This is a genomic window from Sphingomonas sp. SORGH_AS_0950, assembly GCF_030818415.1.
Taxonomy (GTDB): Bacteria; Pseudomonadota; Alphaproteobacteria; order Sphingomonadales; family Sphingomonadaceae; genus Sphingomonas.
Window position 1 is genome coordinate 2,856,968 of sequence record NZ_JAUTAE010000001.1, and the last position, 18,679, is coordinate 2,875,646.

Genomic DNA, 18,679 nt, shown 5'->3' on the forward strand with positions numbered 1-18,679 from the left:
AAATACCATGTTGATGGCACGGATCGATACGCCCCTGGCCACCCCCGTCCTGGGACCTGTTTTGGGTGATGCCCCGTCGGTCGGGGAACTGGCCGATCATCTGCAAGGTGAGATGACGGGGCTGGAGGATGCCTTTCGCCAAACCGGCGAGGCGCTGGCCTCGGCGATCGACACCATCGACGGGCTGGCGCAGGGGCTGGCGGTGATCCGCGAGTCGCTGTCGCCCGAGACCGCCGGGGTCGCCGTCACCCGGCTGCGCGACGTCGCCTATCGCCTGATTACCCTGCCGATGATCCAGGCGCGCCGCGCGGTCGAGGTCGAGACGCTGAACGGCCGCACGCGCGAGCTGCGCGGGCTGCTGGGCGAAGTGGGCATGATCCTGAAGCTGCTCGGCATCTATGGCATGAACATCAAGATCGCCTCGTCGGGCGAGCCGTCCTTCCTGAACTTCGTGGTCGGCATGGACGAGAAGCTGGCGAGCGGCCGGAACGAGCTGCGCCATATCGAACAGGATCTGGGCCAGTTCAACCAGGTCATCGGCGAGGTGCAGGCCGCCGACCAGCGGCTGGCGCGCGAATGCGCGAGCGCCGGGGGGACGGTGCCGTCCGAACTGACCGGCAATGCCAATGCGTTGCAGGACCATGTGAACGCGGTGATGCGCACCACCGACGAGGTGGCGGGCATCATGCGCACCGTGCAGGGCGAGGTGGCGCGCATCCTGGGCGCGATCCAGATCGGCGACAGCGTGCGCCAGCGCGCCGAGCATGTGATCACGATCCTGCGCCGCATCGCGCCCGCGACGATCGGCGACGTGCCGCCGGTGCCGCCCGGCGCCGCCGCGCATCTGGCCCGGCTGGCCGCCGCGCAGATGGAGGCGATGGCCGATGATTTCGGGCGGGAGATCGTCGCGATCGTCCAGTCGCTCGAACGGCTGGGGCCGCTGGCCGATCATCTGCGCACGCTGCTGGGTTCGCACAATGCCGATGACGGGCAGATTCTGGTCCGGCTGGAACTGGACATCGCCAAGCTGACCAGCGTCACCGACCAGCTGTGCGACGCCGACGGGCATCTCGCCGAACTGACCGGATTCGTCAGCCGGACGCTGGCCGATCTGACCCAGGGGCTCAGCCGGATCCGCAACATCGCGACCAGCGTGCAGGACATCTCGACCAATACCCAGCTGCTGTGCCGTCGCCACGGCACCCTGGGCCGCGCGGTCGCGGTCATCGCCAAGGAGGTCGCCCCCTGCGCCAGCCGTCTGGACCAGTTGAGCGTCGCGGTCGGTCGGCTGGTCGGCGTCCTGGCGGCGATCGATCTGGTGCAGGACAGCACGCAGGACGGCACGGTGCGCACGCGCGGCGCGCTGAACGACGCGCTGGCGGTGGTCCGCGCGGCCTGCGAAAGCTCCAGCGCGGTGATGGCCAAGGGCGATGGCGACGCGCAGCGCGTGCTGGCGTCGCTCCAGGCGAGTGCCAGCGACCTGGCCGAACAGCGCGCCTTTGCCGACACGCTGGCGACCGCCGCGCAGGGGCTGGCCCTCTATGCCGGGCAGCAGGGTCATGCGGCCGATGCGGGCGCGCTGACCGCCGAGGATTTCGCCGCGCTGACCGAGCTGCTGCCCTGGGCGGGAAGCCTCTACACCATGGCGTGCGAGCGGGTGATCCATGCGGACTTCCTGTTGCCCGGCATGGCGGTTCCCGCGCCGTCGGTCGCGGCGGTCACCTTCGACGACGACGATGACGGGCTGTTCTGATCCGGTCCGCGGGCCGCGCCCGTCCCGGCGGCGGGGCGGGCGAGGGTTACGATAGCTTCACCCGTCCGTCACGAAGCCAATCGGCTCACCAATCGTTTCGCTCCTGCAGCATGAACGGGGACCCGCCTGTCCCCGTGGCACAGCAAGGGACCTAGCGAGATGGCCGAGACGATCGCCGACCTTTTGAACCGCACGCTGATCGAGGCGGGTGTGGAGCGAATCTGGGGCGTGACGGGCGACAGTCTGAACGCGTTCAACGATTCGCTCCGCAAGTCGGGCAAGATCGACTGGATGCATGTCCGCAACGAGGAGGCGGGCGCCTTCGCCGCCGGGGCCGAGGCGGCGGCGACCGGCGCGCTGGCGGTGTGCGCGGGCAGTTGCGGGCCGGGCAATCTCCATCTCATCAACGGCCTGTTCGACTGCCATCGCAATCGCGTTCCCGTGCTCGCCATCGCCGCGCATATCCCGTCGAGCGAGATCGGCCTGAACTATTTCCAGGAGACCCACCCGACCGAGCTGTTCCGCGAGTGCAGCCATTTCTGCGAGATGGTGCAGGATGCGCGGCAGATGCCCGAAATCCTCCACCGTGCGATCCGCACCGCGATCGGCCAGCGCGGCGTCGCGGTGCTGGTGATCCCCGGCGACGTCGCGTTGCAGACCGCGCCCGAGACGCGCGCCATTCCCTTCCCCGCCCTCGCCGCGCCGCGCCTCGTGCCCGACGCGCAGGCGCTGGGGCAGGTCGCCGCGCTGCTCAACGAATCCAGGGCGGTGACGCTGCTGTGCGGCGCGGGCACGGCGGGCGCGCATGACGAGGTGGTCGCGCTGGCCGAGGCGCTGAAGGCCCCGATCGTCCATGCCTATCGCGGCAAGGAATGGATCGAATATGACAATCCCTATGATGTTGGGATGACCGGGCTGATCGGCTTCTCGTCGGGCTATCACGCGATGATGGAGTGCGACACGCTGCTGATGCTGGGGACCGACTTCCCCTATCGCAACTTCTATCCCGACAAGGCGAAGGTGGTGCAGGTCGACCGCGATCCCGGCGCGCTGGGGCGGCGGGTGCCGCTCGACCTGGGGGTGGTCGCCGATGTCGGCGAGGTCGCGCGCGGCCTGATCCCGCTGATCGCGGGCGAGCGCGACGGGCGCTTCCTGGACAAGGCGCGCGCGCATTACCGCGACGCGCGGAAAGGACTGGACGATCTCGCCACCCCGCGCGACGGCGACAAGCCGCTTCACCCGCAATATGTCGCCCGGCTGGTCGACCGGATCGCGGCGGAGGATGCGGTCTTCACCGCCGATGTCGGCACGCCCGCCGTCTGGGCGGCGCGCTATCTGACGATGAACGGCAAGCGGCGGCTGATCGGATCGTTCAACCACGGATCGATGGCCAATGCGCTGCCCCAGGCGCTGGGCGTGCAGGGGGCGTATCCCGCGCGGCAGGTGGTGTCGCTGTCGGGCGATGGCGGGCTGACCATGTTGATGGGCGACATGCTGACCGCCGTGCAGATGACGTTGCCGGTCAAGATCGTCGTCTTTAACAATCGCTCGCTGGGTTTCGTCCAGATGGAGCAGAAGGCGGCGGGCTATGTCGATACCAATGTGTCGCTGCACAATCCCGACTTCGCCGCCATCGCGCGCGAGATGGGCTATTTCGGGGTGCGCGTCACCCGCTCGGACGCCTTGGAGGAGGCCCTGCGCGCGGCGTTCGCGCATGACGGGCCCGCGCTGGTCGATGTCGTGACCGAGACCCAGGAGCTGATCATGCCCCCCAAGATCCAGGCCGAGCAGGTCAAGGGCTTCAGCCTGTACGCCGCGCGCGCGGTGCTGAGCGGACGCGGGGACGAGGTGATCGAACTGGCCAGGGCCAATCTCTTCCGGTGATCCGGCGGCTTGCCCTGAGGGACTGGGTCGGGCAGCGCCTGTCGCGGGCGGACACGATCCGCAGCGTGGCGTTCGTCGCGCGCTGCACCGGCGCGGCGGTGCTGGCGCTGGTGGTGGCGAACCGGCTGGGGCTCGACCATCCGGTCTGGGCCAGCGTCTCCGCGCTGGTCGTGTCGCAGGACACGCTGGGCGACACGCACCGGTCGCTGAGCTGGCGGATCGTCGCGACGGTGATCGGGGTGGGGGTCGCGGTGCTGGTCGCGCTGATCCTGCACGGGGCGGGGCCGGTGGCGATGCTGGCGGTGGCGGTGGGGATCACCGCCGCCGTCGCGCGGCTGCGCACCGAGCTGCGCGTGTGTATGTGGACCTCGGTCATCGTCCTGCTGACCGTACCGCCCGGCGGCACCATCCTGACCGCCGCGCTCGCCCGCGCGCAGGAGGTGCTGCTGGGCGTCGCGATCGGCGCGGCGCTCCACTGGGTGGCGGAACGGTTGCTGTTCCGCCGGGCCTAGCCGCGGAAGGTCATCGGCCGGGCATCGGCGCGATCGTGATGCGGTCGATATTGGGGGCGTAGCGCGACCGCAGCAGGACGCCGGGCCAGGTCTGCGACGCATAGGTGCGGCCGTCCCATTCGGGCTGTTCCTCGCCCGAGATGCGGATCGTGTTCGCACCGGCGCGCAGCGTGACGGGCACCGTCATCTCCCACCAGTTATTGGCATGGAAGCTGTTGGGGAAGGTGGCGAGCAGCGGCTTGGCGCCGTTGACCGAGATGCGTGCAATCCGGGCGAGTGGGTCGGGATTATAATGCGTCGCCTTGGACTGTTCGTCGTTGGAAAAGCGGATGGTCAGCGCATAGGTGCCCGCCCGGTCGGCCATGACGCGGGGGAAGGTCAGCGTGTTGCCATTGCCGGGCGCGCCGCCGATGTCGAACACCGCGCGTCCTCCCTCGGCGCGCGAGGCGGTGCCGATCCGCGCGGTTCCTGCGACCTGCGCTTCCTCCGCCTGATAGCGATGCGGGGCGGCGGGGGCGACCTCGCGGGTGACGCGCAGCGCGCGCAGCACGGGCGATCCGCCTGCACCGCCGACCACCACCTTGTTGATCCCGCCCAGCAGGAAGGCGCGCCCGTCGGTCAGCCTGCGGCCATTGACCGTCATGCGCGCCGTGCCGCCGCGCATATCCGCCGCCAGCCGCATCGGCCCGTCCTGCGGCGCATAGACCCAGAAGGTCGCGCTCGTCCCCGGCGACAGGGTGACGCCGTCGCCCGCCGGGGCGGGATCGCCGCGCAGCACCGCGTCCTGCACGTCGTACAGCGCGGTTGTCGGCGCCGGGTCGGCGGCGGTCAGGGTGATCCGGTCGACCAGCGCATTGCCCTGGGTGCGGCGGCGCCCGTCCCGGCTGCGCGTCGAGAGGGTGAGCACATGCCGCCCCTGCGTCAGCGACAGCACCGTATCGACATGATCGAGCACCGATGGCTTGTAGCCCAGCGGCAGCAGCAGCTCGGTCTCGCCCGCCGCCTTGCCGTCGATGGTCAGGAAGACGTTGGTCGCCCCCTGCGCCTGCGCCAGCGGGTCCTTGTTGAAGGTGCTGGCCAGCACCCGCAGGTCGTAGCGGCCGGTGCGCGGCACATCGACCGCGAAGTCCAGCGCGGCGTCATGGCCGGTCGCGAATCCCTCGACCGAATAGCGGCCCGAGGTGTGGAAGCGATCGACATTGTCGGGCGATCCCTCCGGCCCGCGCAGCGTCAGGCCGGTGCCCCGGCGGATCGCCTGTTCCGCCTCGTAATCCTGCCGCCAGGGCAGGGTGACGGCGGCGGGCCGTGCGGTCTGGCCGGGGGTCAGGACCAGCTCATAGGCGGCTTCCTCGCGCAGGGCGGGCAGGCCGTCCTGGCCGAAGCGCATCTCCACCCGCCCGTCGCGGACCGGCAGGATGCGGTCGGCGATCAGGTCGGGCGGGGTGGCGTCGCCCAGCTGGCCGGTCCAGCCGATCTCGCGCACCCGCGCGCGCACCGTCCCGCCGAACAGCGCGGGAATCCGGTCGAGCGCGACGATCGCGTCGCCGCTCTTGCCGCCGAACAATAGCCGGGCCTGGTGCCGGGCGGGATCGAGCGTCGCCAGCCCCTGTAGCGTATAGCTCTGGTCGGGATGCGGCGGCGTGACCGCCAGCGTATGGCCGCTCATCGTCGCATAGGCGTTGAGCAGCCACCATTGCCCGTTGCCGCGATTGGCCTGCACCGCCGAGTCGCTGAGATTGCCGTCGATATTCCAATAGGCGATGTCGGCATCGACTTTGGAATCCTCGATCGCGGCGACCCATTGCACCATCTGGCCGGGGACGGAGGTGTGGTAGTTATAGGCATATTCGTTGATGTTGATCGGCAGGTGGCGGCCCTGCCACCTGGTCCCGGCGAACAGCCTGTCCTCCCATTGCCGATATTGGCGCACGCTGGTGCGCACCGTCGCCGGGTTGCTGAGTTCGTGCCAGGTGATGACGTCGGGCACCGTGTCGGCCGCGATGGCATGGCGCAGGAAGCCCTCCACCTCGGGGAACAGGATGCTGGTATTGGGCCCGGCGATCCGCGCATCGGGCATCTCCTGCCGGATCATGCGATAGGCGCGGTCCCAGGCGTCGTTGAAGACGGTCGGGTCCTTCTGCCAGCGTACGCCGTTGCAGCTCTTGGGACCGTCGGCGAACATGTTCCCGTCGGGCTCGTTATAGGGGACGAACACGATGCGGTCGCGATAGCGCTTGGCCATGCCCTTCACTTGGCGGACCTGCGCGCGGAGCTTTTCGATATAGGCCGCGACCGACTGGGCGCAGTCGCCCGTCTTCCAGTTGTATGGGAATTCGCGGTTGATGTCGGTCATGTAGATATAGGTGTCGCCGCCCGACGCATCGGTCAGCAGCGTCGCCACCTCCAGCGCGTCGGCGCCGGGATGCTGCGGCCCGTCCTGCGCCTTGGTCGAGACGGTGCGCAGGCCGATGCCCTCGACCAGATTGGGATGCGGCAACCGCGCATCGTACAGGCCGTAGAGCGTACCCGACGCGCCGCCGTGAAAGGCGCCGGTGTCGCTCGACAGGTCGACCGTGATCCGGTCCTGGGCGGTGGCCAAGGTCGCGGTCGATCCGAGCAGCGCGGCAAGCATCAGGCGAAGCGGGGAGGGCATCAGGCGGGCTTTCGTCAGGAGGAGCATGGGGGGCGCTCGGCGGTCATGCGCTCGATCGTCGCGCGGGTCAGGATCAGGCGGGCGGCGGTGGCGGCGAGCGCCAGGTGCATCAGGCCGGGGATGAGGGTCGACAGCGCGCGGATGCCGGTCAGCGACAGCGGCGTCTGGTTGCCCGCCCCCGCCCGGTACGACACGATGACCAGCACCCCGCTGATCAGCACGCCCGCCAGCGCCCAGGCCAGCTTCACGAAGAACTGGTTGAAGGCGAAGCTCATGCCCGAGGAGCGCATGCCCAGCTTCCACTCGCCATATTGGTCGGCCAGCTGGATCAGGGTGAAGTGCAGCGGCAGGGTGCAGCCCAGCACGACGCAGCAGAGCCCGACCAGCACCAGCCACAGCATCGGATGGCCGCCCGGCACGAAGAAGGCGGCGAAATGCCCCGCGACCAGGATCAGGTTCACCCCGACATAGACGGTCTTCACGTCGAACCGCCGGGTAAAGAAGGGCACGATCACCGATCCCAGGAACCCGCCCGCCGTCGCCGTGCCGAAGAACAGCGCCTGATAGGTCGTGTCGCCGCCCAGCACATAGGTGATGAAATAAAGGGCGGCGCCCCCCTTGGTGTTGAAGATGCCGATCAGCAGCAGCGTCATGACGAAGGTCAGGCGCAGCTGGTCGTTCTTCAGCGTGGTGGCGACCGCGACCTTCAGCGGCACCTCGGCCGAGTCGGCGGTGACCACCCGCTCGCGCACGAACAGGAAGCAGATCAGGAACATCGCGACCGCCGCCAGCGACAGGATCGCCACCCCGTCCCGGTAACCGCGCGCGATGTCGGTGCCGCCCAGCTGGCGGACCATGATCGGCAGGCCGACCGACACGCAGAAGGAGGCGATGGCGACCAGCGCGAACCGCACCGACTGGCACGCCACGCCCTCGCGCTCGCTGTCGGTCATGCGGGTGATCAGCGCGCAATAGGGCACGTTGTTGAGCGAATAGGAGAAGGCGAGCAGGAAATAGGTCGCCGCCGCATAGGCGACCTTGCCGTCATAGCCCAGATCGGGCGACTGGAAGGTCAGGAAGCAGCTCAGGCCCACGGGAATCGCCGTCCACAGCAGATAGGGACGGAACCGCCCCCAGCGGGTGGAGGTGCGGTCGGCCATGATCCCGATCAGCGGGTCGGAGATCGCGTCGAAGATGCGCAGCGACAGGAACAGGATGCCGACGATCCCCGGCGCGAGCCCGAAGACGTCGGTGTAATAGAAGGTCAGGAAATTGGCGATCAGCCCGGTGACGATCGTGCCCCCGGCATCGCCCAGCCCGTAACAGACCTTTTCGACGAACGGGATTGAAGCGGCGACGGCGGCATCGCTCCGCTGTGCTCCGTTCGCCGTTATGGCGTGGTCCGCCCCCGATGCCGCCATGACCCTCTCCCTTGCTACCCCGTCTATCGCCTGACGATTCCGATTCCGCTTTCCCTTATTCCCAACCGTCCCGATCGAAGGCCGCGGCGACCGCCGCGCCGTCGCGCACGAAGACCGGAATATGGTCGAGCGGCGCCGCGACCGACAGGTCGCCGCCGCCTTCGATCAGGTCGCCGTTCCACGCGTCGCGCCACACCCCGGCGGGAAGATAGACGCAGCGCATCGTCTCCCCCGCCGCCGTCACCGGCGCGACGAGCAGGTCGGGGCCGAACATATATTGATCGTCCACCGCCCAGCAGCGCGGATCGTCCGGATGGTCGTAGAACATCGGTCGCATCAGCGGATCGCCGCGTTCATGCGCATCGCGCATCAGCCCGGCGAGATAGGGGCGCAACCGCTCGCGAAGCGCGGCATAGCGGCGCAGGATCGCGAAGACCGGCTCGCCGAAACTCCAGAGTTCGTTGCCCGCACCCGTATCGCATTGCGCCACGCCGTCGCGGAACGGCTCGGGCGGCGGGGTGATGGGGTCGCGATGGCCGTGCATCCGCAGCACGGGAGTGAACACCGCCCATTGGAACCAGCGGACCATCAGCTCGTGAAAGGCCGGATCGCCGACATCGCCGCCGTGGAAGCCGCCGATATCGGTCGTCCACCAGGGGATCCCCGCCATTCCCATGTTCAGCCCGGCGCTCAGCTGGTTGCGCATCGCCTCGAACGAGGAATGGATGTCGCCCGACCAGACCAGCGCGCCGTAACGCTGGCTGCCCGCCCAGGCGCAGCGGATCAGGCTGACGATCTCGGTCTCTCCCTCCGCCGCCAGCCCGTCGTGAAACGCCTGGGCATAATGGAGCGGATAGGCGTTGCCGACCGCCAGCACGCTGCCCGCATGATAGCGATAGGTGTCGAAATCATAGGCGCTATATTCGGGTTCGGCCTCGTCCAGCCAGAACAGCGCCACCCCCTGGTCGCGATAGTTGCGCTTCGCCCTTTCCCACAGAAAAGCGCGCGCGCCCGGATGGGTGGTGTCGATGAAGCGGGTATTGCCCAGAAATTCCTGTTGCACGTCCAGCCCGCGATTGGCGCGGACCAGATAGCCCTTTTCGGCCATCTCGGCATAATTTTCCGACCTGGGGTCGACGGTCGGCCAGATCGAGACGAGCAATTCGGTGCCCATCGCCTTCAACTCGGCGGTCATTGCCGCCGGATCAGGCCATTCGCGCGGATCGAACCGCCAGTCGCCCTGGACCGGCCAGTGGAAGAAGTCGGCGACGATCACCGCCAGCGGAATGCCGCGCCGGTGATAGTCGCGCGCGACCGCCAGCAGCTCCTCCTGGGTGCGATAGCGCAGCTTGCTCTGCCACAGGCCCAGCGCGAAGTCGGGCATCATCGGCACGGTGCCGGTGACGCAGGCATAGTTGCGCACGATCTCGGCGGGGGTGTCGGCGGCGGTGATCCAATAGTCGATCTCGCGCGCGGCGCGTGCGGTCCAGACGGTGCCGTTGGCGGCGAAATGCACCTCGCCCACCGCCGGGTTGTTCCACAGAAAGCCATAGCCTTCGCTCGACACGACGAAGGGGACGCTGGCCTGCGAATTGCGCTGCGCCAGTTCCAGCGAGCAGCCTGCCAGATCGAGATTGGGCTGCTGATACTGGCCCATGCCGTAGAGCCGTTCGCCGCGCTTGGCCTCGAACCGCACGGTGATCGCGGCGACCTCGCCGGGCAGCGGCTTGAACTCGCGCCCCGACAGGCCGAGCGCGCTGATCGTGCGCACCTCGTCGGTGCCGACCGTCCAGAATGTGTTGATCGTATCGCGCTGCCGCCATTTCTCCTCGAGCAGAAGCTGCCCCTGCGCGTTCAGGAAGCGGACCCGGCCCTGAAGGTCGACCTCGGCGGTGATCCGCCCATGGGTGATGCGGGCGATGGCCCCGTCGCGGGTGACGTGCGGCGTGCCGTCATGGGTGACGCTGTCGAGCAGCGCATGGGGCTTGGCATCGGTCGCCGGAAAGGTCGAGGCACGTAGCCGAAGCCCGTCGGGACCATGCGCCTCGATCCGCAGCCAGTCGCCATTGTAGCGCCATGCGATCGCGCGCGATTCCAGACACAGCGTGTCCAACCCTGTCACCCTCCCGATCTTTGTGCGTCCGTAAACGTTTACGAATACTGATCGGAACAATCGGGACTGTCAATGACCCTTGTGCGGATCGCGCCGTCCCGCAATCACGGGCGGATGGACATACGCCAGCTCGCCAAGCATTTGGGGCTTTCGATCGGCACGGTTTCGCGCGCGCTGAACGATCGCAAGGATGTCAGCCCCGCCACGCGCGAGCGGGTGATCGCGGCGGCGCGGACCCATGGCTATATCCCCAACCAGTCGGGGCGGACGCTGCGCAGCGGGCGGACGGGCACGATCGGTTTCATGCTGACGCTGGAGAATGACAGCGCGATCCATGGCGACCCGTTCTTCATGGCGCTCCTGGAAGGATTGCAGAGCGGGCTGGGCGAGCATGACCTGGACCTTGTCGTCCTGCTGGCGCGCAAGGGCGAGGACGGGCTGACCTTTTTGCGGCGGCACGTGTCGCGCGGGACGGTCGATGGCTGGGTGTTGTCGGGGACGCAGCAGGACGATGCGCGGATCGCGTTCCTGCTCGAGCGGGGGATTCCCTTCATCGCGCTGGGGCGGACCGCGACCGCGCAGGACTATGCCTGGATCGACCTGGATTTCGAGGGGGTGGTGGCCGAGGCGATGGGCCTGTTCACCCAGGCCGGGCACCGGCGCATCGGGCTGGTCGCGCCGCCCGTGTCGATCAACAACAGCCAGATCGTCCTCGCCTGCTACAGCGCCGCGCTGGAGCGGGCGGGGCTGCCCTTCGACCCGGTGCTGGTCCATCATGGCGAGACGGACGAGAGCGACGGCGAGGAAACCGCGCGCGCGCTGATGGCGCTGGCCGATCCGCCGACCGCCTTGCTACTGATGGGCGAGACCGCGCCGGTCGGGGCCTATCGCGCGCTGCGCAGCATCGGGCTGGAGCCCGGACGCGATGTCGCGGTGATCGGGTTGCGCGACAGTCCGGCGTGCCGGGCGCTGTCGCCCGATCTGACCTGCTTCACGCTGACGCTGGGCGATCTGGGACTGGCGCTCGCCAAAGGCGTGGTCGCCCGGCTGCCGGGCCGGGCGGCGGAGGACGAGCCGCTCGTCCAGCAGCTCTGGCGGATGAGCCTGCGTGCCGGGCGGAGCCATGTGACGGCCCCCTGATCGCCTCTATCTGTCCGACAAGAAACACCGGCGCCGTGGCGAAATGCGCGTCTTTTCGTCGCCGATCCCCTCCGCGCGCGAAAGCGGTTGCGAATCCCGACTGAAGCCCGCTACCCCATGGGCAAAGATAAATAGTCGGAGAAGATCGGTGCCCTCATGCTGCCACGCCCCGTCGCGTCGCGACGTCCTTGCCACCGCCAGCGTGGGGGCGATGGCCACCGCCTGGGGCGCGGCGATGCCCGCCAGCGCCTGGGCGCAGAATGGGGCGGGGCTGGGGGCGCGGCCGATCGCCACCGCATCCGCCGCCATGGTCCAGCCCTTCGACATGGCCGATGTCACGCTGGCGGACGGGCCGTTCCTCCATGCGCAGAAGATGACCGAGGCGTATCTGATGCGGTTGCAGCCCGATCGGATGCTTGCCAATTTCCGCAAGAATGCCGGACTGAAGCCCAAGGCCCCGGTCTATGGCGGCTGGGAGTCGGAGGCCCAGTGGGACGACATCAACTGCCATGGCCATACGCTGGGCCATTATCTGTCGGCCTGCGCGCTCGCCTATCGCGCGACCGGCGACCGGAAATACCGCCAGCGCATCGACTATATCGCGAACGAACTGGCCGAGTGCCAGAAGGCGGCGGGCACCGGGCTGGTCTGCGCCTTTCCCAAGGGAGCCGCGCTGGTCGCGGCGCATCTGCGCGGCGAACCGATCACCGGCGTGCCGTGGTACACGCTGCACAAGGTCTATGCGGGCCTGCGCGACGCCGTCTTGCTGGCGGACAGCGAACCGGCGCGGGCGGTGCTGATCCGGCTGGCCGATTGGGGCGTCGTCGCCACCAGGCCGCTATCGGATGCGCAGTTCGAGACGATGCTGGAAACCGAATATGGCGGCATGAACGAAATCTATGCCGACCTGTATGTCATGACCGGCAACGCCGATTACCGCCGCGTCGCCGAGCGTTTCTCGCAAAAGGCGATCATGAACCCGCTGGCGCAGGGGCGCGATTATCTCGACGGGCTGCACGCCAATACGCAGGTGCCCAAGATCATCGGCTTCCAGCGCGTGTTCGAGGCGACCGGCGAGCCGAAATATCAGAATGCGGCAGCGTTCTTCTGGCGGACGGTGGCGCATACCCGCTCCTTCGCGACCGGCGGGCATGGCGATGGCGAGCATTTCTTCGCCATGGCCGATTTCGACAAGCATGTCTTTTCGGCCAAGGGGTCGGAAACCTGTTGCCAGCACAATATGCTGAAGCTGACCCGCGCGCTGTTCCTGCACGATCCGCGCGCCGAATATGCCGATTATTACGAGCGCACGCTCTACAACGGCATCCTCGCCTCGCAGGACCCGGATACGGGCATGGCGACCTATTTCCAGGGCGCGCGGCCGGGTTACATGAAGCTCTATCACACCCCCGAGGACAGTTTCTGGTGCTGCACCGGCACGGGGATGGAAAATCATGTGAAGTATCGCGACTCGATCTACTTCCATGACGACCGCGCGCTCTATGTGAACCTGTTCATCCCCTCGAGCGTGACCTGGGCCGACAAGGGCGCGGTGCTGACCCAGGTGACGACCTTCCCGGAGACGGCGACCACCCGGTTCCAGTGGAAACTCCGCCAGCCGACCGAACTGACGCTGAAGCTGCGCCACCCGAAATGGAGCCGGACCGCGACCCTGCTGGTCAACGGCGCCGAGGTGGAGCGCTCGGACAAACCCGGCCGCTATGCCGAGCTGACCCGGACGTGGAAGACCGGCGACACGGTCGAATGGCGGATGGTGATGGAGCCCGGCGTCGAAAGCGCCCCCGCCGCGCCGGAGATCGTCGCCTTCACCTATGGCCCGCTGGTGCTGGCCGGTGCGCTGGGCCGCGAGGGGCTGGCACCGGGTGCGGACATCATCGTCAGCGAGCGCAAATATGGCGATTACAACAACACGCCGTTCCAGGCCCCGACGCTGGCGGGCGAGCCGGGGGAGCTGACGCAGAAGATCCGGGCCTCGGGCAAGCCGCTCGAATTCACCATCCCGGCCGCAGACGGCAAGCCGGTGCGACTGGTCCCCTACCACCGGATCGCGCATGAGCGGTACGCGACCTACTGGAACTTGGCCTGATCGCTTCCTCCACCGTCGAGCATAGGATGGAGCCTTTGTCGGGTGAAAGATAAATTCCGAGTCCTATGGGATGTTTTCAAGCCGCTGTGATTAGCGTGAGGTATTTCTATCTAAGCGTACGCCAAAGAAGTTTAATATTTTCGTTGAAGGGCAATTACAATAATTGTCTAAATTAGGTGCCATTGTTGTAAAAGGGGCATGCAGTTTCTGTTCCGCCGGCTTTATCAAACGAATAGCAAAATTTGGTTTCGTAGCGTTGCAAAAATGCATCGCTATAGGATATTTTACCAAATACAAATGAGCGGAATTTCCCATTCGACCGAAGTTCGTTCTCCTTTGCTGAGGTATTTGAGCGTGGTATGGAAATAGTTACGGTATTTCCTATGGCGATTGACTCAGATAAGGGTATCTTGAGCATCGCAGTCCTGCCTATATCTAAATAGGTGCCAAGTGGTGTAATGGCAACATTTGCAAGCATGCGTGCTTGCATAGCTGTGGATCGTCCAACGTTCTGAATTGTGACAGTAGCATTTCCAGCATCGTCAATGCTTAGGCTCTGATCAAGCCCTTTGTAAAATACGTTGGGGACAATGCTTACATATGGCCTTTCGCTCTGATGTAGGCTCGCCTCAGCGGTTGCGGCCTGGCGTGTTGCTGCGTTGGCGCTTACTTGGGCACTCCGTAACGCTGCCAAAGTTGCTTTCGCTTGACGGTCAAGAGCGGCCTGCTGACCTTGAGACGCTTTCGCAATTTTCGCCATGGATTTTAAGGCATTGGCTGTATCGCGGCCGTTTTGCACCTGATTCCATTGGGCGATGCCGCTAGAAAAAACAGCGATGATAACGCCAGCTAAGCCAATCTTATCACTCATTGAGATAGATTTGTTATTTTGGACGGCTTTTGAGGGCTGGATTGGTTCAGAGCTTCTACGGAGGCTCAACCGATTCTTGCGGTATGTCTGGGGCATACAATCTATCTTATTCGAACGGCAGAATTTGTATGGGATGCCGCAACTTGAAAGGTTTTGCCAGCAAGGCATTCAGGTCATGCCTAATTTCCACTGTAAGGCGCAATTGAATACATCATACATTGGAATGGTGGGCGATGACGGGCTCGAACCGCCGACATTCTCGGTGTAAACGAGACGCTCTACCAACTGAGCTAATCGCCCCCTCTCGGGAAGCCACGCCTAATGCCGGGGTGTCGGGCATCTGGCAAGCCGCTTTTGCGTCGCGAACCGCAGCGGTTCCTTTGTTGGATACAAAGCCGATCGCATCCGGTACATAACAGGAACATCGGAGGCGGCCTGACCGGGGGAGCGGTCGGGAGCGTCCGGTGCTTCGGGGGGAGCGGGGATGGCCGGAACGGGGGAGGGCGCGCGGTGGACGCAGGCGCGGCGACGGCAATTCCTGGCGGCGCTGGCGGTCAGCGCGGATGCGGGCGTGGCGGCGCGGGCGGTGGGAGAGACGCTGGGCGCCGTGCGCGGGTTGCGGCGACGCGATCCGACCTTCGCGGAGGGCTGGGCCGAGGCGATCGGCGCGGCGCACGCGCTGGTCGAGGAAGGCCTGCTGCGCCGGATGCTGACCCTGTTGGCCCAGGGTGGGGAGGAGGGCGGAGAGGCCGGTGCGGGGACCACCGGCCTCTCCATCACCCCGCCGCTCTCGGCCACCGAGGTGCAACTCTATCTGAAGCTGCTCGCCCGGCGGGATGCGCTGGCGCAGGCCGGTGACGGGGCGAGCGCGGCGGCGCGGGCCGATGCGGCGGAGACCGATGCGGCGCTGGAACGCGCGCTCGACGGCCTGGCGCGGCGGCGGTTGAAGGGGATGGCGTGATGGCGGGAGAGGATGCGGCGACGCGGCTCGCCACGCTGGCGATGCTGGAACCGGAGGCGCGGGGGCAGGCGTTGGCGGCGCTGACCCCGGCGCAGAAGCGCGAGCTGGTCGAGCGATGGGAATTATGGGCGCATGACGGACAGATTGCGCCGCCGGGCGACTGGCGGGTCTGGCTGATCCGCGCGGGGCGCGGCTTCGGCAAGACGCGTGCGGGGGCGGAGTGGGTGAGTGCGCTCGCCCGCGACAATCCGGGCGCGCGGATCGCGCTGATGGGGGCGACCCTTCGCGATGTCGAGCGGGTGATGGTGCGCGGCGAAAGCGGTCTGCTGGCGGTGGCGCGCAAGGGGGAGACGCCGCGCTGGATCGGCAGCCTGGGGCAGGTGCATTTCGCATCGGGCGCGATCGGCTTCGCCTATTCGGCGGCGGCGCCCGAGGCTCTGCGCGGGCCGCAGCATCATGCGGCCTGGTGCGACGAACTGGGCAAATGGAAGGGGGAGGCCGGGTGGGACAATCTGATGATGACGCTCCGGCTGGGGGAACGCCCCCGCGTGCTGGTCACGACCACGCCGCGCGCGACGCCGCTGATGCGCAAGGTCATGGCGCTGCCCGATTGCGTGGAGACGATCGGGCGGACCAGCGACAATGCGCATCTGCCCGACAGCTTCCAGGAGGCGATGCTGGCGCAATATGGCGACACGCGGCTGGGGCGGCAGGAACTGGACGGCGAGATGGTCGACGATCGCGAGGGGGCCTTGTGGACCCGCGCGCTGCTCGACCGGCAGCGGGCGAAGACGGTGCCCGCGCTCGACCGGGTGGTGGTCGGCGTCGATCCGCCCGCGACCAGCAGCGGCGATGCCTGCGGGATCGTCGCGGTCGGGCTGGGCCGCGACGGGCATGGCTATGTGCTGGAGGACGCGAGCGAAGCGGGGCTGTCGCCCGAGGGCTGGGCGGCGCGGGTCGCGGGCTGCGCCAGGCGCAACCGCGCGGACCGGGTGGTGGCCGAGCGCAACCAGGGCGGCGACATGGTGGAGAGCGTGCTGCGGCTCGCCGACCCGACCCTGCCGGTGCATCTGGTCTATGCCTCGATTGGCAAAGCCGCGCGGGCCGAGCCGGTGTCGTTTCTCTATGCGCAGGGGCGGGTGTGGCATGCGCGCGGCTTCCCTGCGCTGGAGGACGAGCTGTGCGGGCTGGGCGTGGCGGGAGCCTATGACGGGCCGGGCCGCTCGCCGGATCGCGCGGACGCGCTGGTCTGGGCGCTGACCGAGTTGATGCTGTCGGGCCGGGGGCCGCCGGGGATACGGAATTTATGAGGTCAGCTTTTCCTCCCCTGCAAGGGGAGGTGGCAGGCCGAAGGCCTGACGGAGGGGTGTCCTGGTTGGAGATGTGGGACTGTCTTCGCGGGCGGTGACACCCCTCCACCATCCTGCGGATGGTCCCCCTCCCCTTGCAGGGGAGGAATGGTTTTCGAGGAGATTCGATCATGAGGATGTTCGGTCGCAAGGCCGGGCGGGGGGCTGCGCGTCCCTTGCTCGGGCTGGGCTTGGCCCGGTCGGGGGTGCCGCTGACGGGGGCGGCGCCGTCCTATGAAAGCCAGGTGCGCGAGGGCTATCTGCGCAACCCGGTGGCGCAGCGAGCGGTGCGGATGGTCGCGGGCGGACTGGCGGAAGCACCGCTGGTCGCCTCGCACCCCGAGCTGGTCGCGCTGGTCGCGGCGCGCAGCGAGGGGCAGGCGCTGCTGGAGACGGTCGCCACCCATATGCTGCTGCACGGCAATGCCTATGTGCAGTTGCTGCGCGACGGCGATGGCGCGGTCGTCGAGCTGTTCGCGCTGCGCCCCGAACGGGTGACGATGGAGCTGGACGCGAGCGGCTGGCCCGCCGCCTATCTCTACCGCGCAGGGGGTCGGGTGACGACGCTGCCGGTCGATCCGGTCCGGCCGCAGGTGGTGCATCTGAAAAGCTGTCACCCGCTCGACGATCATTATGGGCTGGGCTGTCTCGGCGCGGCGGCGGGGGCGATCGCGATCCACAATGCGGCGGCGACGTGGAACCGCGCGCTGCTCGACAATGCGGCGCGGCCGTCGGGGGCGCTGGTCTATGATCCGGGCGACGGCTCGACCCTGACCCCCGACCAGTTCGAGCGGCTGCGCGCCGAGATGGAAGGCTTTGCGGGCAGCGGCAATGCGGGGCGGCCGCTGCTGCTGGAAGGCGGGCTGAAATGGCAGGCGATGAGCCTGACGCCGGCGGAGCTGGACTTCATCGCGGCCAAGGCGTCGGCGGCGCGCGAGATCGCGCTGGCCTTTGGCGTGCCGCCGATGCTGCTCGGCCTGCCCGGCGACAACACCTATGCCAATTATCGCGAGGCCAACCGCGCGCTGTGGCGCCAGGCGATCTTGCCGCTGGCGGGGGCGATCCTGAGCGGGCTGTCGCAGGGGCTGGCGGGCTGGTTCGAGGGGGCGAGCCTGTCGGTCGATGTGAATCGCGTCACCGCGCTGGCCGAGGAGCGGCAGATGCTGTGGCAAATGGCGGCGAGCGCGGACTTCCTCGATCCGGCGGAGAAGCGCCAGATGGTCGGCCTGTCATGAGCGGCGATGTTCTGGCGCGGCTGCTGGCGCAGGCGGCGGACAGCGGGGCGGACCTCGTGACGCTGCGCGCGGTCGCCGAGGAAGCGGGCGAACTGGGCGCGACGCGTGCGCTGACCCGGCTGGGCCTTTCGGACGCCGAGGCGGCGGGGGATGTCGCGGAACTGCGCGAGCTGCTGACCGCGTGGCGCGAGGCCAAGTCGTCGGTGTGGAAGAGCATGGTCGGCTGGATCAGCCGCTTGCTCGGCGCGCTGCTGCTGGCGGGAATCGCGATGCGGCTGGGGATGGAGGACTGGCTGAAATGAGCCTTTCCTTCACCGGCTATGCCGCGATCTGGGACCGGATGGACCGGGTGGGCGACGTCATGCGGCGCGGCGCGTTTGCGGGCGCGGGGCGGGTGCCGCTCCTCTGGCAGCATCGCGGGGCGGCGATGGGGCGGATCGAGTCGCTCGTCGAGGACGCCACCGGGCTGGCGGTCGCGGGCGTGGTCGAGGACCCCGCGCTCGCCGCGCTGGTCCGGTCGGGCGCGGTGGCGGGGCTGTCGGTCGGTTATCGCCCGCGCGTCGTCCACCAGGGCGCGGCCCGCGCGATCCTGTCGGCGGAACTCATCGAGATCAGCCTGGTGACGGTGCCGATGCAACCGCTCGCCCGCGTGAATCACCTTTCAACCAAGGGGAATTGAT

Annotated in this window: 14 protein-coding genes and 1 tRNA gene; 10 read left to right on the forward strand and 5 right to left on the reverse strand. The window is 67.6% G+C overall.

The window, feature by feature from the left end:
* Nucleotides 1-7: 7 nt before the first annotated feature.
* From QE385_RS12805 to QE385_RS12815, 3 genes are all read left to right on the forward strand, one after another.
* The gene (locus QE385_RS12805; protein WP_307102400.1) at nt 8-1,753 is read left to right on the forward strand and encodes a hypothetical protein; all 1,746 of its coding nucleotides are present in this window, start codon (nt 8-10) and stop codon (nt 1,751-1,753) included.
* Nucleotides 1,754-1,912: 159 nt separating this feature from the next.
* Nucleotides 1,913-3,637: a ubiquinone-dependent pyruvate dehydrogenase gene (gene poxB / locus QE385_RS12810; RefSeq protein ID WP_307102402.1), complete on the forward strand. Its 1,725-nt coding sequence runs from the start codon at nt 1,913-1,915 to the stop codon at nt 3,635-3,637.
* Entirely contained in the window at nt 3,634-4,149 is a 516-nt protein-coding gene (locus tag QE385_RS12815) for an FUSC family protein (RefSeq protein WP_307102404.1), read from the forward strand. The genes poxB and QE385_RS12815 overlap by 4 nt, the downstream gene beginning before the upstream one ends.
* Before the next feature lie 10 nt (nt 4,150-4,159).
* Here the strand turns inward: QE385_RS12815 and QE385_RS12820 are convergent, their stop codons facing one another.
* Genes QE385_RS12820 through QE385_RS12830 form a run of 3 tightly spaced genes read right to left on the reverse strand, consistent with a single transcriptional unit; the run spans nt 4,160 to nt 10,345 of the window.
* Nucleotides 4,160-6,802: a cellulosome protein gene (locus tag QE385_RS12820; RefSeq protein ID WP_307102406.1), complete on the reverse strand. Its 2,643-nt coding sequence runs from the start codon at nt 6,800-6,802 to the stop codon at nt 4,160-4,162.
* A 14-nt stretch (nt 6,803-6,816) separates the two neighbouring features.
* Entirely contained in the window at nt 6,817-8,223 is a 1,407-nt protein-coding gene (locus QE385_RS12825) for an MFS transporter (RefSeq protein ID WP_307102408.1), read from the reverse strand.
* Nucleotides 8,224-8,278: 55 nt separating this feature from the next.
* A complete protein-coding gene (locus QE385_RS12830) occupies nt 8,279-10,345 on the reverse strand; it encodes a glycoside hydrolase family 31 protein (RefSeq protein ID WP_307102410.1) in 2,067 nt (688 codons plus the stop codon).
* Nucleotides 10,346-10,408: 63 nt separating this feature from the next.
* Here QE385_RS12830 and QE385_RS12835 point away from each other — a divergent pair, with 63 nt between their 5' ends.
* Nucleotides 10,409-11,476, forward strand: a complete 1,068-nt coding sequence (locus tag QE385_RS12835) for a substrate-binding domain-containing protein (RefSeq protein WP_307102412.1) — start codon at nt 10,409-10,411, stop codon at nt 11,474-11,476.
* A 211-nt stretch (nt 11,477-11,687) separates the two neighbouring features.
* A complete protein-coding gene (locus QE385_RS12840) occupies nt 11,688-13,583 on the forward strand; it encodes a glycoside hydrolase family 127 protein (RefSeq protein ID WP_307102414.1) in 1,896 nt (631 codons plus the stop codon).
* Nucleotides 13,584-13,755: 172 nt separating this feature from the next.
* On the opposite strand, the gene QE385_RS12845 is transcribed toward QE385_RS12840, so the two are convergent.
* Together QE385_RS12845 and QE385_RS12850 are read right to left on the reverse strand one after the other, a co-directional pair.
* Nucleotides 13,756-14,454, reverse strand: coding sequence for a hypothetical protein (locus tag QE385_RS12845; protein ID WP_307102416.1), 699 nt, complete (start codon nt 14,452-14,454; stop codon nt 13,756-13,758).
* Between the two features lie 224 nt (nt 14,455-14,678).
* Nucleotides 14,679-14,754: transfer RNA gene (locus QE385_RS12850), tRNA-Val, on the reverse strand.
* Between the two features lie 184 nt (nt 14,755-14,938).
* Between QE385_RS12850 and QE385_RS12855 the strand changes: the two genes are divergently transcribed.
* From QE385_RS12855 to QE385_RS12875, 5 genes are all read left to right on the forward strand, one after another.
* Nucleotides 14,939-15,415: a hypothetical protein gene (locus tag QE385_RS12855; RefSeq protein WP_307102418.1), complete on the forward strand. Its 477-nt coding sequence runs from the start codon at nt 14,939-14,941 to the stop codon at nt 15,413-15,415.
* Complete coding sequence (locus tag QE385_RS12860; protein WP_307104722.1) at nt 15,415-16,725, forward strand: DNA-packaging protein; 1,311 nt, start codon at nt 15,415-15,417, stop codon at nt 16,723-16,725. The genes QE385_RS12855 and QE385_RS12860 overlap by 1 nt, the downstream gene beginning before the upstream one ends.
* A gap of 170 nt (nt 16,726-16,895) precedes the next feature.
* Nucleotides 16,896-17,999 (forward strand): phage portal protein, encoded by a 1,104-nt coding sequence (locus QE385_RS12865; protein WP_307102420.1) that lies wholly within the window; start codon nt 16,896-16,898, stop codon nt 17,997-17,999.
* On the forward strand, nt 17,996-18,301 hold the full coding sequence (locus QE385_RS12870; protein WP_307102422.1) for a DUF6127 family protein: 306 nt from the start codon (nt 17,996-17,998) through the stop codon (nt 18,299-18,301). Before QE385_RS12865 ends, QE385_RS12870 begins: the two co-directional genes overlap by 4 nt.
* On the forward strand, nt 18,298-18,678 hold the full coding sequence (locus QE385_RS12875) for an HK97 family phage prohead protease (protein ID WP_307102424.1): 381 nt from the start codon (nt 18,298-18,300) through the stop codon (nt 18,676-18,678). The genes QE385_RS12870 and QE385_RS12875 overlap by 4 nt, the downstream gene beginning before the upstream one ends.
* Nucleotide 18,679 lies beyond the last annotated feature (1 nt).